We start from the raw sequence: 13,658 nt of genomic DNA on the forward strand, positions 1-13,658 counted from the left end.
ATGAGCAATAGCCTCACGCTGTCATCTTTACTTTCTCCCTGGGGAGACTTTAGTTCGCCTGAACTGGAGTCGATTGCTGTTGGGCAATTGGAGCTAGATAGTCGAGCCATCAAGGAAGGTGATATTTTTGTTGCCGTAGTCGGACATGCTGTTGATGGCCGTCGTTTTATCGACAAAGCGGTCGCACTGGGAACTCATGCTGTTATTGCACAGGCCGATGCTGAAAAGCCTCATGGTCTGATTGAATGGTTGGATACTGTCCCTGTTATTTACATTAACAACCTTAACTTGGTGCTATCTGAGTTAGCTGGTCGTGTTTACTCGTCTCAAGCGACTAAGTTGATTAGTGTTACCGGCACCAATGGCAAAACCACCATCACCCAGCTGATTGCTCAATGGCTTGATCTCGTCGGCCAACGCTCAGCGGTTATGGGCACGACAGGTAATGGTTTCTTAGACAATCTAAAAACCGCAGCGAACACCACAGGTAGTGCCATCGAAATACAGCGCACGCTGAGTGAGTTAGCTGCAGAAAAAGCGGTTTATACCGCAATGGAAATATCTTCTCATGGTTTGGTGCAAGGTCGAGTAAAGGCTTTGGACTTTGAGGTTGGTGTATTTACTAACTTGAGTCGTGATCATCTTGATTACCATGGCACGATGGAAGAGTACGCTCTGGCTAAGAAGAGCTTGTTTACTCAACACAAATGCAAGCACGCAGTGATCAATGTGGATGACGAAGTGGGTAAAGCTTGGATGCCGGACTTATCCAATGCCATTGCAGTCTCACTGTTACCGCTAACGGGCTATCAACAGTCGGTGTGGGCATCTGATGTCGCTTATGCAGAAACCGGTATCAAGCTCTCTTTCGATGGTAGTTGGGGACAAGGGAAGCTTTCTGTTCCACTGATTGGTCAGTTCAACGCGTCAAACGTACTGGTTGCTTTTGCTACTTTGCTTTCTTTGGGTATCGAAAAGCAAATCTTGGTCGACACTGCGCCTCAGCTTCAACCTGTGATTGGCCGTATGGAGCTTTTCCAAACTCCGAACAAGGCAAAAGTGGTTGTCGATTATGCTCATACGCCCGATGCGTTAGAGAAAGCATTGGCAGCACTGCGCGTGCATTGCTCCGGTAAACTTTGGGCAATCTTTGGTTGTGGTGGAGATCGCGACACTGGTAAGCGCCCAATGATGTCTGCGACCGCAGAGCAGTTCGCCGATAAAATCATTATTTCAGATGATAACCCTCGTAGCGAAGAACCGGCACTGATTGTCAAAGACATGCTGGCTGGCTTAAGTAAACCTGAAGCTGCGTTTGTCGAACACGATCGCTATCAAGCCGTTAAGTTTGCGCTTGAGCAGGCAGGCAGCGATGACATTATTCTTCTGGCTGGTAAAGGCCATGAGGATTACCAAGTATTGAAAGATAAAACGGTACATTACTCAGACCGAGAGTCTGCGCTTCAACTTTTAGGTATTTCATAATGATTGATGTATCACTTGAGCAAATCTGCTCCGTGGTCAGTGGTGAGCTGATCAAAGCGGGCAACTCGAACAATAACGTAATCAATGCAGTTTCAACGGATACTCGTACCGTTGAAGAAGCCGCCTTGTTTGTCGCTATCGTTGGAGAGCGTTTCGACGCGCATGACTTTTGCCATCAAGCCGTTGAGGCAAACGCGAGCGCGTTGTTAGTCGAACGAAAACTTGACCTAAATATTACTCAAGTTGTTGTTGAAGACACTAAACTTGCTTTAGGTCAGCTAAGTGCTTGGATCCACAAACAATGTGACGTGCCAACCATGGCGATAACAGGAAGCTGTGGCAAAACAACCGTCAAAGAGATGGTGGCGAGCATTCTGCAACAACGTGGCAAGGTGCTGTTTACGGCGGGTAACTTCAATAATGATATTGGAGTACCACTAACCTTGCTGCGCAGTGAATCCAATGACGACTATGCTGTGATAGAACTGGGCGCGAACCACATTGGTGAAATCGCCTATACAACCCAGCTTGTGAAACCACAGGTGGCCTTAGTGAATAACGTAGCTGCCGCGCATCTAGAGGGCTTTGGCTCAATTGATGGTGTTAAACAAGCGAAAGGTGAAATCTTTCAGGGGCTTGCTGCTGGTGATACTGCTATTGTTAATCTAGAAAGCAACGGTGGTGACTTCTGGAATGAAGTACTCGCAGATAAAACGGTACTGACATTTTCAGAAAGCGACAGCACGGCAGATTACTTTGCTAAGTATATTCGCATTAATGAGCAGGGCGAAGCTTGCTTTGAGATGCAAACACCGCAAGGCGCTATGCCGGTTGAGCTTGGCATTATCGGTCAGCATAACGTAGCGAATGCGTTGGCCGCAGCAGCGTTGAGTATTCAGTTTGGTGCCACGCTTGAAGAAGTAAAAAATGGTTTAGCGAATCTTATCTCGGTTAAAGGACGAGTTGAGGTTCAACAATTAAGTCAGAATATCAAGCTGATAGATGACAGTTATAACGCCAGCGTACCTGCAATGAAGGCGGCAGCCAAACTGCTGTCGAGCTTCAAAGGTCAGCGTTGGTTGATTTTAGGCAATATGGCTGAATTAGGCGACGAAAGCCTTGCACTTCACCGTCAAGTCGGTGAATATGCTGCCCCATTCGCTTTTGAGCATGTACTCACTTACGGTGATGATACCAAGGTGATTAGTGAGGTCTGTAATGGTACCCACTTCGCAACGCATCAAGCGATGATCGCGCACATAGAGCAGCACTTATGCTTGCCAGAAAACGCGTCACATACCTTGTTGGTAAAAGGCGCGAACAGTGCAGGAATGAGTAAAATAGCCGCTGCTTTAAAGGAGAACTTTTCATGATAATTTGGCTTGCAGAGCTACTACAGCCACACCTTTCTTTTTTCCGTTTGTTCGAATACCTATCGTTTCGTGCAATCGCGAGTATTTTGACGGCTTTATGTCTGTCGCTGTGGATGGGACCTCGTTTAATTGAGCGTCTGCAAATGCTACAAATTGGCCAAGTTGTTCGTAATGACGGCCCTGAATCTCACTTTAGCAAACGTGGTACACCAACCATGGGCGGCGTGATGATCCTAGCTGCCATTATTATTACGGTATTAATGTGGGCTGATCTTTCTAATCCTTACGTTTGGGCGGTATTGGTTGTCCTTGGTGGTTACGGTGCGGTTGGCTTTGTTGATGACTACCGTAAAGTGGTTCGTAAAAACACTGATGGCTTGATCGCGCGCTGGAAGTACTTCTGGCAATCGGCTATTGCATTGGTTGTGGCGTTTGCTCTGTATGCTCACGGACACGATACTGCGGCAACCCAACTAGTGGTTCCTTTCTTTAAAGATGTGATGCCACAATTAGGTTTATTGTACATCGTACTGACTTATTTTGTTATTGTGGGTACCAGTAACGCGGTGAACCTCACAGACGGTCTAGATGGTTTGGCGATTATGCCAACGGTTATGGTTGCTGCTGGTTTTGCTGTGATTGCTTGGGCGACAGGTAACGTTAACTTCGCAGCATATCTACACATTCCATACATCCCGTACACTTCTGAGCTTGTGGTTGTATGTACTGCTATCGTCGGTGCAGGCCTAGGTTTCCTATGGTTCAACACCTACCCAGCACAAGTATTCATGGGCGATGTTGGCTCACTAGCACTGGGCGGTGCATTGGGTGTGATTGCTGTGTTAGTTCGCCAAGAGCTGGTACTGGTTATCATGGGCGGTGTGTTTGTAATGGAGACTCTGTCAGTGATTCTGCAGGTGGGCTCTTATAAATTGCGTGGTCAGCGTATTTTCCGCATGGCACCGATTCATCACCACTACGAACTGAAAGGTTGGCCGGAGCCACGTGTCATCGTGCGCTTTTGGATCATCTCAATGGTATTAGTGTTGGTTGGCCTAGCGACACTGAAAGTTCGTTAATCCTATATGAGCCTCTTGATGAGAGGCTCTTTAAAACTATTAAGAGCATCTTGTTTAAATGGAACGTTGGCAAAATATTCAAAATGTAGTGGTTGTGGGGCTCGGTATTACCGGGCTCTCTGTCGTTAAACATCTCGTAAAATATCAACCTCAGACTCATGTGAAGGTGATTGATACTCGCGAGTTACCACCGGGCAGAGAATCTTTGCCTGAATCGGTGGAACTGCATTCAGGAAGTTGGAATAGCCAATGGTTGGCGGAAGCTGATTTAGTGGTTGCTAACCCAGGTATCGCCTTAGCGACCCCTGAAATACAAGATGTTATTCAAGCGGGAACTCCGGTTGTTGGTGATATTGAACTGTTTGGCTGGGTGGTAAATAAACCCGTTGTGGCAATAACAGGTTCAAACGGCAAGAGTACTGTGACCGATCTAACGGGTGTGCTTGCTAAAGCGGCCGGTCTTAACGTTGGCGTTGGTGGCAACATCGGTATTCCTGCCTTAGACCTGCTTGAGCTTGATGCCGACTTGTATGTCCTTGAGCTTTCAAGCTTTCAGCTAGAGACAACATCCAGCCTAAATCTTGCAGCGGCGGCCTTTTTGAACTTGTCAGAAGATCATATGGATCGCTATAAGGGCATGGCCGATTACCGTGACGCTAAATTAAGAATTTTTAATAATGCTCAGTACGCGATTGTAAACCGCGAAGACAAAGAGACTTATCCTGACCACAGTATGCCATTAGTGACATTCGGACTCGACGACCAAGAGTTTGGTGTGGCGACGATTGATGGTACTGAATGGTTGGTGGATAGCAGCAAGCCAGTACTTGCTACCCAAGATTTAACATTGGTTGGACGTCATAACGTGGCGAATGCGTTAGTCTCGTTAGCATTGTTAAAGCAAGTCGGTATTGATTACAACAAAAGCCTCGAAGCTCTGAAAGCCTACAACGGTTTGACACATCGTTGCCAAGTAGTAGCTGATAAGCGTTCTATTAAGTGGGTTAACGACTCGAAAGCAACCAACGTAGCCAGTACATTAGCGGCTCTGTCGGGGTTAGAGTACCAAGGTACTTTGTATCTTTTGGTTGGTGGTGTGGGTAAAGGTGCCGACTTTAGCGAGCTTAAACCTGTGTTGGCGCAACTAGACCGTGTTCAACTGTGTTGCTTTGGTGAAGATGCTGCGCAATTTATGCCATTACATCCATCGGCTAAGACGTTTGATACCATGAGTGACATCATCGAGAGTATCTCTGCACAGTTGGTGTCGGGTGACATGGTGATGCTGTCTCCTGCGTGTGCAAGCTTTGATCAATTTAATAACTTCATGGCGAGAGGTGATGCTTTCACTGAACTTGCTCATGAGTACGCCTAACGTGTTGAAGGACTAACATTCAGTGCAAAGAGTGAAAGAGATCAATCAATCTATTTGGCAATGGCTTAACCGTGCCACACCAGAGGCGCTTTACGATCGTCAATTGGTATGGATTGCTCTTGGATTGATGCTAACGGGTTTGGTAATGGTAACGTCGGCTTCGTTCCCAATCAGTGCTCGTTTAACTGATCAGCCGTTTCACTTTATGTTCCGTCATGCCATTTTCTTGGTGTTAGCGTTAATCGTATCCAGCGTCATATTGCAAATTCCAATGAAGCGTTGGTTTCAATACAGCATGTATCTACTGGGTTTATCCTTCTTTTTGCTGGTTGTGGTATTAGCTGTCGGTAAGTCGGTGAACGGTGCATCGCGTTGGATCCCATTAGGGCTATTTAACTTACAACCTGCCGAAGTCGCTAAATTATCGCTGTTTATCTTTATGGCGGGCTACTTGGTTCGAAAACAAGACGAAGTGAGGAAAACCTTCTTCGGTGGTTTTGGTAAGCCAATTATGGTGTTTGGTGCCTTTGCAGTATTACTCCTTGGCCAACCCGATTTAGGTACCGTTGTTGTAATGCTGGTTACTTTGTTTGGCATGCTATTTATCGCAGGTGCCAAGCTTTCACAGTTTATTGCCTTGATGGTGGCGGGTATTGCCGCGGTCGTCGGCTTGATTGTTATAGAGCCCTATCGTGTTCGACGTGTGACCTCATTCTGGGAACCTTGGAATGACCCGTTTGGCAGTGGTTACCAGTTAACTCAATCACTGATGGCATTTGGCCGCGGTGATTGGATGGGGCAAGGTCTTGGCAACTCGGTTCAGAAGTTAGAATATTTACCAGAAGCACATACCGATTTTGTGTTTGCTGTATTGGCTGAAGAGTTGGGCTTTGTTGGTGTGACCTTAGTGCTGATCCTTATTTTTAGTTTGGTGCTTAAAGCGATTCTAATTGGTAAGAAAGCCTTCGAAAACGACCAGTTATTCAGTGGCTACCTTGCCTTTGGTATTGGTATTTGGTTTGCTTTTCAAACGCTTGTTAACGTAGGTGCCGCTTCAGGTATCGTTCCAACCAAGGGTCTGACATTGCCATTGATTAGTTACGGCGGGTCAAGTTTGATTGTGATGTCGGTGGCGGTTTCTATGCTACTACGTATCGATCACGAATGCCGAATACAACAAAAAGAACAAGCCGACAATCAAAACGAATTAGTAGAATAAGAATCTAACGTGATGAAAAAAAACAAAAAACTTTTAGTGATGGCTGGTGGTACTGGCGGTCACGTTTTCCCTGGCTTAGCTGTGGCTAAAAAGCTTCAACAACAAGGTTGGGAAATTCGCTGGTTAGGAACTGCGGACCGAATGGAAGCTGATCTGGTACCAAAGCATGGTATTGAGATCGACTTCATTAAGGTGAAAGGCCTGCGTGGTCAAGGTATTAGCAAGCTAATTAAAGCGCCATTCCAGATTATTAATGCCATACTTCAAGCAAAACAGCACATCAAAGCATGGCAGCCTGATGTAGTGCTTGGTATGGGTGGCTACGTGAGTGGTCCCGGTGGCATCGCGGCATGGTTATCCGGTATTCCTGTGGTTCTGCATGAACAAAATGCAGTGGCGGGTTTAACTAATCAATGGCTATCTAAAATTGCCAAAAAAGTATTCCAAGCTTTCCCTGGTGCTTTCCCTACCGCAGAAGTGGTGGGTAATCCTGTACGCGAAGATGTGGTTGCCTTAGCTGAACCCGAGCAACGCATGGCTGAACGTGATGGGGACATCCGCATCTTGGTCATGGGCGGTAGTCAGGGCGCCAAAATCCTGAACGATACCTTGCCAGTAACAATGGCGCAGCTTGGTGAGGGTTTCACTGTGATGCACCAAGCGGGTAAGAACAATCAACAGCAAGTCATTGAGCAATACAAATCACATTCTGTTGATAATGTTCAAGTGACTGAATTTATTGATGATGTGGCGCAAGCTTATGAGTGGGCAGATCTATTAGTGTGTCGCTCAGGTGCATTAACCGTATCTGAAGTCTCGGCGGCGGGTGTGGGTTCTATCTTCGTTCCGTTTATGCACAAAGACAGACAACAAGCGTTGAACGCCGATCACTTAGTTGAGTGTGGCGCAGCGTTAATGATTGAACAGCCTCAACTGACGGCTGATAAGCTAGCGAACACTATCGCGCAGCTTGATAGAAATGAATTAAAAATGATGGCAACAAAAGCTCGTCAAGCCGCCAAGCTTGATGCTGATGTGACCGTCGCTGAAGCGATTAAAGCTTTAGCAAAATAATGAGATTGAATTGATGACGATTGAACATACCCAAGACTTAGCGCAAATCCGTGCAATGGTGCCAGAGATGCGCCGTGTTAAATCTATCCACTTCATTGGTATTGGTGGTGCCGGAATGAGCGGGATTGCTGAAGTCTTGCTAAATGAAGGCTACCAGATCACGGGTTCTGACATTGCTCAAAACCCAGTGACTGAGCGTTTAGTTAGCAAGGGGGCGACAGTTTACATTGGCCACCAAGCAAGTAACGTTGCTGATGCAAGTGTGGTGGTGGTTTCAACCGCTATCAACGAAGAAAATCCAGAGATTGTTGCCGCTCGTGAAGCGCGTACACCGATTGTTCGTCGTGCGGAAATGCTGGCTGAGCTGATGCGTTTTCGTCACGGTATTGCCGTGGCCGGTACGCACGGTAAAACAACCACAACTGCGCTAGTCACACAGATCTACTCGGAAGCTGGCCTCGATCCCACTTTCGTAAACGGTGGTTTGGTGAAAAGTGCAGGCACTAATGCTCGCTTAGGTTCAAGTCGTATCCTTATCGCTGAAGCCGATGAAAGTGATGCGTCATTTCTGCATCTGCAACCAATGGTTAGTATTGTGACTAACATTGAAGCGGATCATATGGATACCTATGGCGGTGATTTTGAAACGTTAAAGCAGACGTTTATTGATTTCTTACACAACCTGCCATTCTATGGTCAGGCTGTGATGTGTGTTGACGATCCTGTTGTACGTGAGCTTATCCCTCAGGTGAGTCGCCAAGTGATTACTTACGGTTTCTCAGAAGATGCGGATATCCGTATTGAGAACTACGTACAAGAAGGGCAACAAGGTAAATTCACAGTTGTACGTGAAGGCAAAGCTAACCTTGATATCACATTGAACATTCCGGGCCGTCATAATGCGCTAAATGCATCAGCTGCAATTGCGGTTGCGACTGAAGATGACATCAGTGATGAAGCGATTCTCAAAGCGATGGCAGGAACGGAAGGTACAGGCCGTCGTTTCGATCATTTAGGTGAGTACGAAACCGGTAAAGGCGTTGCAATGTTGGTTGATGATTATGGTCATCACCCTACTGAAGTGGATGTCACTATTCAAGCTGCACGCAGTGGCTGGACTGACAAACGTCTTGTGATGATTTTCCAACCTCACCGTTATAGTCGTACTCGCGATCTGTATGATGACTTTGCTAACGTTCTTGAGCAGGTTGATGTTCTAATCTTATTAGATGTGTACTCGGCAGGTGAGAAACCTATTGCAGGTGCGGACGGGCGTTCGTTAAGTCGAACTATTCGTGGGCGTGGTAAGATAGATCCAATCTTTGTTGCTGATATCAACGCGCTGCCGTCGGCTCTTGCTAACGTAATTCAAGGTGGTGATCTTGTCTTAACGCAGGGTGCAGGTGATGTTGGCCGTGTAGCGAAGCAGCTTGAATCGTTACAATTAGACATTAATAAAATGCAGAACGCTTAACAGAATACTGTCTACAGACTGTGGTCAATCACTCACTTCTTGCGATTGACCTAAAATTGACCAAAAATCTTATTATCAACGTTTGATAGTTTGATTTTGCTCAGTATAATTCATAGGTTAAAGTAAGTGCTTTTACCTCTATTACGAAGATAGGGAATAGAATTGCGAACCAACGACAGGGAATGCGGGCTTTGGTAGAAAGTACTTTTAGCGAAAACCGCCACCTATTCAGTTTACCGTCGCTCAAGAAACACGCCTTAGGCGGGTCTTTTTTTGTCATGGTATTGCTATTCATTGGGTTTCTCTTCTATACCACACTGACTTGGATGTGGGACGATCAGCGATTGCCTCTTTCCAAAATAGTACTTCAAGGCGACTTAACTTATGTAACGGCTGGTGATGTTCAACATGCCTTTGGCGAGCTTGAGCATATTGGAACATTCATGTCGCAAGACATCGGTGTGTTGCAAGACAGTTTAGAAGCGTTACCTTGGGTTTCAGTGGTCTCCATTCGTAAACAGTGGCCAGACACAATAAAAGTATTTTTGACTGAATATCATGCGGCAGCAATCTGGAACGGCAACATGCTGCTGAATGACGATGGTCAGGTGTTTAATGGTGATATCGGCTTGTTGAAGGGCGATAGAGTTAAGCTTTACGGCCCAGACGGCACCAGCCAAGAAGTGATAGAAAAATGGCGACAGATAACCCCGTTGATTAACAGTCTAGGGTTAACAGTTACCTCGCTCGTTCTCAATGAGCGTCGCGCTTGGCAAATAATCCTAGATAACGGTATCCGTTTAGAACTAGGTAAAGATTCTTTAGATGAGCGTGTTGAACGCTTCATTTCGCTTTACCACGAGTTAGGTAGTAAGGCGAATCAAGTGAGCTACATCGACCTCAGGTATGATACGGGAGCCGCTGTAGGCTGGTTTCCAGAGCAAGAGTTAGAAGAGAGCACAGATGACTAAGACCGCAGATGACAACATAATCGTTGGTCTTGATATAGGCACTGCGACCATATCAGCTCTGGTTGGTGAAATATTGCCTGATGGTCAAATCAATATCATTGGTTCTGGGCAAAGCCCATCCAGAGGTATGGATAAAGGTGGTGTAAACGACCTAGAGTCGGTAGTTAAGTCGGTTCAGCGAGCTATTGATCAAGCAGAGTTGATGGCGGAATGCCAAATCAGCAATGTGTTTATCTCGCTATCGGGCAAACATATCGCAAGCCGAATTGAAAAAGGCATGGGCACTATTTCAGATGAAGAAGTGTCTCAAGACGATATGGATCGAGCGATCCATACCGCGAAATCAATTAAAATAGGTGATGAGCAGAGAATTCTGCACGTGATCCCACAAGAATTTACCATTGATTATCAAGAAGGGATTAAGAATCCACTTGGCTTATCTGGTGTTCGAATGGAAGTCAGCGTTCACCTAATTTCTTGCCATAGCGACATGGCGAGAAACATTATTAAAGCTGTTGAACGATGTGGTCTCACAGTAGAACAAATCGTGTTTTCAGGACTTGCCTCAAGTAACGCGGTAATTACTGAAGACGAGAGAGAGCTTGGAGTGTGTGTGGTAGATATCGGTGCGGGTACGATGGATATTTCCATTTGGACTGGCGGCGCACTTCGACACACAGAAGTATTTTCTTACGCAGGAAATGCAGTAACCAGTGATATTGCCTTCGCTTTCGGCACGCCAGTGAGCGATGCTGAAGAGATAAAAGTAAACCATGGTTGCGCTCTGAGTGAACTCGTAAGCAAGGATGACTCTGTTAACGTCCCAAGTGTTGGTGGTCGCCCATCGAGAAGTTTGCAACGACAAACTTTGTCGGAAGTGATTGAACCACGTTACACTGAACTTATGGGCCTCGTTAACCAAACTATTGATACGGTTCAATTACAGCTACGAGATGAAGGTATTAAACACCACCTTGCAGCTGGCGTCGTTCTCACTGGTGGAGCGGCACAAATTGACGGATTGGTAGAGTGTGCGGAACGTGTTTTCCGCAATCAAGTTCGAGTTGGTAAGCCATTAGAAGTTAGTGGCTTAACTGACTATGTTAAAGAGCCGTATCATTCTACGGCGGTTGGTTTACTTCATTACGCAAGAGATTGTCAGATAAGTGATGAAGGTGATTACAGCGAACCTAAGCGTTCAGCACCTTCTATGTCAGGCTTGTTTGGCAAATTGCGTAATTGGATACAAAAAGAGTTTTAACCTGAGTTGCAGGAAAAAACGGAGATAACACATGTTTGAACCGATGATGGAAATGTCTGACGATGCAGTAATTAAAGTCGTTGGAGTTGGTGGCGGTGGCGGTAACGCTGTTGAGCACATGGTACGTGAATCAATCGAAGGCGTAGAATTCATCAGTGTTAACACTGATGCACAAGCACTTCGTAAAACAAGCGTGAGCAGCGTGATCCAAATTGGTGGTGATATCACTAAAGGTTTGGGCGCTGGTGCAAACCCACAAGTAGGCCGTGATGCAGCTCTCGAAGATCGAGAAAGAATTAAAGAAGTTCTAACTGGCGCCGATATGGTATTTATCGCAGCTGGTATGGGCGGTGGTACGGGTACAGGTGCTGCTCCAGTTATTGCTGAAGTTGCGAAAGAGCTAGGTGTGCTAACAGTTGCTGTTGTAACTAAGCCATTTAGCTTTGAAGGCAAAAAACGTTTAGCGTTTGCAGAGCAAGGTATTGAAGAGCTTTCTAAGCATGTGGATTCTTTAATTACGATTCCAAATGAAAAGCTACTTAAAGTACTTGGCCGTGGCGTAACACTGCTAGAAGCTTTCGCAAGTGCAAATGATGTGCTTAAAAATGCTGTACAAGGTATCGCAGAGCTGATTACTCGCCCTGGTATGATTAACGTCGATTTCGCGGATGTTCGCACCGTAATGTCTGAGATGGGTCATGCAATGATGGGTAGCGGTATCGCAAAAGGTGAAGACCGTGCTGAAGAAGCTGCTGAAACGGCAATTTCTAGCCCACTACTAGAAGACATCGACCTAGCTGGTGCACGTGGCGTTCTTGTGAACATCACAGCAGGCCTAGATATGCGTCTAGATGAATTCGAAACAGTAGGTAACACAGTTAAGGCATTCGCATCTGATAACGCAACAGTCGTGATTGGTACTTCTCTAGACCCTGATATGACGGATGAAATCCGCGTAACTGTTGTTGCAACAGGTATCGGTACAGAGAAAAAACCAGACATTACTTTAGTTGCTGGTGGTAAAGCTAAGGTTGCACCAACTCCTCAACCACAGGTAGCGGCTCAAACTGCACCAAGAGTGGAAGAGAAAGTGGCACAACCATTGCAGGAAAAAACTGAGGTTAAACCTCAAGTTAAACCACAGCCAACAACGTCACCTGTTTCTTCAGGTACAGGCGCTAGCCAAAGTGCTGCACCTAAAGCTGAGAAAGAGAGTGGATACTTAGATATTCCAGCATTCTTACGACGTCAGGCTGATTAACAAATACCCAAAATTTGACTATCGTCGAATTAATGGTAAAATTCGCGGTCAGTAAATACTGACCGTGATTTGTAGCACTGATAACGAGGCAAGCAGATGATCAGACAACGTACTCTGAAAGAAATTGTGAAAACAACTGGTGTGGGTCTCCACTCTGGTCGTAAAGTCACACTTACTCTTCGCCCGGCAGCTGCAAATACAGGTATTGTTTATCGTCGTACAGATGTAAATCCACCTGTAGATTTCCCAGCTGATCCAGCGTCAGTTCGTGACACTATGTTATGTACCGCTCTTGTTAATGATGAAGGCGTACGTATCTCTACAGTGGAGCACCTTAACGCAGCTTTAGCGGGTATGGGCATCGACAACATTATTGTTGAAGTAGATGCTCCTGAGATCCCAATTATGGATGGTAGCGCAAGCCCATTCGTATACTTGCTACAGCAAGCGGGTGTAGAAACACTGAATGCAGCGAAGCGTTTTATTCGTATCAAAAAGCCTATCCGTTTTGAAGATGGCGATAAGTGGGCAGAATTTGTTCCATTTAACGGCTTCCGTATGGACTTTGAGATCGACTTTAACCACCCAGCAATTGAATCTGATGAGCAACGTTTGTTGTTTGATTTCTCTTCACAAGGTTTTGTGAAAGAAATTTCTCGCGCTCGTACTTTCGGCTTCATGCGCGACATTGAGTATCTACAATCTCAAAACCTAGTACTTGGTGGTAGCTTTGATAATGCTATCGTACTTGACGAGTATCGAATTCTTAATGAAGAAGGTCTACGTTTTGACAATGAGTTCGTAACTCATAAAGTACTAGATGCGATTGGTGACTTGTACATGTGTGGACACGCTATTATTGGTGAGTTCCGTGCATACAAATCAGGTCACGGCCTAAACAACCAACTACTACGTGCAGTACTTGCTGACGCAGAAGCTTGGGAATGGGCAACATTCGAAGAAGAAGTAGGCTCTCCTGTTGCATTTGCTGAACCAGGAATGGTTCTAGCGTAATTGTTGTTTACAACAATATAAGATTTCGAAAACCAGGTCATTGACCTGGTTTTTTTGTATCTATTTTCCAGA

General features: G+C 45.7%; 11 protein-coding genes. All 11 read left to right on the forward strand.

Going from position 1 to position 13,658, the window contains the following annotated elements; all coding sequences use genetic code 11:
- The 11 genes from murE (at position 1) to lpxC (ending at position 13,586) form a co-directional block, all read left to right on the forward strand.
- The gene (gene murE / locus OQJ75_RS03865; protein WP_265971070.1) at positions 1-1,485 is read left to right on the forward strand and encodes a UDP-N-acetylmuramoyl-L-alanyl-D-glutamate--2,6-diaminopimelate ligase; all 1,485 of its coding nucleotides are present in this window, start codon (positions 1-3) and stop codon (positions 1,483-1,485) included.
- Positions 1,485-2,858 (forward strand): UDP-N-acetylmuramoyl-tripeptide--D-alanyl-D-alanine ligase, encoded by a 1,374-nt coding sequence (locus OQJ75_RS03870; RefSeq protein WP_265971072.1) that lies wholly within the window; start codon positions 1,485-1,487, stop codon positions 2,856-2,858. The genes murE and OQJ75_RS03870 overlap by 1 nt, the downstream gene beginning before the upstream one ends.
- Positions 2,855-3,937: a phospho-N-acetylmuramoyl-pentapeptide-transferase gene (gene mraY, locus OQJ75_RS03875; RefSeq protein WP_019824581.1), complete on the forward strand. Its 1,083-nt coding sequence runs from the start codon at positions 2,855-2,857 to the stop codon at positions 3,935-3,937. The genes OQJ75_RS03870 and mraY overlap by 4 nt, the downstream gene beginning before the upstream one ends.
- 58 nt (positions 3,938-3,995) lie before the next feature.
- Positions 3,996-5,312: a UDP-N-acetylmuramoyl-L-alanine--D-glutamate ligase gene (murD, locus tag OQJ75_RS03880; RefSeq protein WP_265971075.1), complete on the forward strand. Its 1,317-nt coding sequence runs from the start codon at positions 3,996-3,998 to the stop codon at positions 5,310-5,312.
- Positions 5,313-5,334: 22 nt separating this feature from the next.
- The gene (ftsW, locus tag OQJ75_RS03885; RefSeq protein ID WP_004735989.1) at positions 5,335-6,531 is read left to right on the forward strand and encodes a cell division protein FtsW; all 1,197 of its coding nucleotides are present in this window, start codon (positions 5,335-5,337) and stop codon (positions 6,529-6,531) included.
- A 12-nt stretch (positions 6,532-6,543) separates the two neighbouring features.
- Positions 6,544-7,605 carry an undecaprenyldiphospho-muramoylpentapeptide beta-N-acetylglucosaminyltransferase gene (murG, locus tag OQJ75_RS03890; RefSeq protein WP_265971077.1) on the forward strand — a complete coding sequence of 354 codons (1,062 nt, stop codon included), beginning with the start codon at positions 6,544-6,546 and terminating at the stop codon, positions 7,603-7,605.
- Positions 7,606-7,618: 13 nt separating this feature from the next.
- Complete coding sequence (murC, locus tag OQJ75_RS03895; protein ID WP_265971078.1) at positions 7,619-9,079, forward strand: UDP-N-acetylmuramate--L-alanine ligase; 1,461 nt, start codon at positions 7,619-7,621, stop codon at positions 9,077-9,079.
- Positions 9,080-9,357: 278 nt separating this feature from the next.
- Complete coding sequence (locus tag OQJ75_RS03900) at positions 9,358-10,050, forward strand: cell division protein FtsQ/DivIB (protein WP_409574892.1); 693 nt, start codon at positions 9,358-9,360, stop codon at positions 10,048-10,050.
- Complete coding sequence (gene ftsA / locus OQJ75_RS03905; protein WP_010434747.1) at positions 10,043-11,311, forward strand: cell division protein FtsA; 1,269 nt, start codon at positions 10,043-10,045, stop codon at positions 11,309-11,311. The genes OQJ75_RS03900 and ftsA overlap by 8 nt, the downstream gene beginning before the upstream one ends.
- A 31-nt stretch (positions 11,312-11,342) precedes the next feature.
- A complete protein-coding gene (gene ftsZ / locus OQJ75_RS03910; protein WP_248374006.1) occupies positions 11,343-12,572 on the forward strand; it encodes a cell division protein FtsZ in 1,230 nt (409 codons plus the stop codon).
- A 96-nt stretch (positions 12,573-12,668) separates the two neighbouring features.
- The gene (lpxC, locus tag OQJ75_RS03915; RefSeq protein WP_010434751.1) at positions 12,669-13,586 is read left to right on the forward strand and encodes a UDP-3-O-acyl-N-acetylglucosamine deacetylase; all 918 of its coding nucleotides are present in this window, start codon (positions 12,669-12,671) and stop codon (positions 13,584-13,586) included.
- Positions 13,587-13,658: the final 72 nt, after the last annotated feature.

Origin of the sequence: Vibrio sp. 14G-20 (assembly GCF_026241515.1) — a bacterium.
Taxonomy (GTDB): domain Bacteria; phylum Pseudomonadota; class Gammaproteobacteria; order Enterobacterales; family Vibrionaceae; genus Vibrio.

Bases quoted from the DNA above. Each gene is read 5' to 3' on its own strand.
- mraY (WP_019824581.1), top strand. From the start codon at position 2,855: ATGATAATTTGGCTTGCAGAGCTACTACAGCCACACCTTTCTTTTTTC.
- murG (WP_265971077.1), top strand. From the start codon at position 6,544: ATGAAAAAAAACAAAAAACTTTTAGTGATGGCTGGTGGTACTGGCGGT.
- murC (WP_265971078.1), top strand. From the start codon at position 7,619: ATGACGATTGAACATACCCAAGACTTAGCGCAAATCCGTGCAATGGTG.
- OQJ75_RS03870 (WP_265971072.1), top strand. From the start codon at position 1,485: ATGATTGATGTATCACTTGAGCAAATCTGCTCCGTGGTCAGTGGTGAG.
- ftsA (WP_010434747.1), top strand. From the start codon at position 10,043: ATGACTAAGACCGCAGATGACAACATAATCGTTGGTCTTGATATAGGC.
- murE (WP_265971070.1), top strand. From the start codon at position 1: ATGAGCAATAGCCTCACGCTGTCATCTTTACTTTCTCCCTGGGGAGAC.
- ftsZ (WP_248374006.1), top strand. From the start codon at position 11,343: ATGTTTGAACCGATGATGGAAATGTCTGACGATGCAGTAATTAAAGTC.
- lpxC (WP_010434751.1), top strand. From the start codon at position 12,669: ATGATCAGACAACGTACTCTGAAAGAAATTGTGAAAACAACTGGTGTG.
- murD (WP_265971075.1), top strand. From the start codon at position 3,996: ATGGAACGTTGGCAAAATATTCAAAATGTAGTGGTTGTGGGGCTCGGT.
- OQJ75_RS03900 (WP_409574892.1), top strand. From the start codon at position 9,358: ATGGTATTGCTATTCATTGGGTTTCTCTTCTATACCACACTGACTTGG.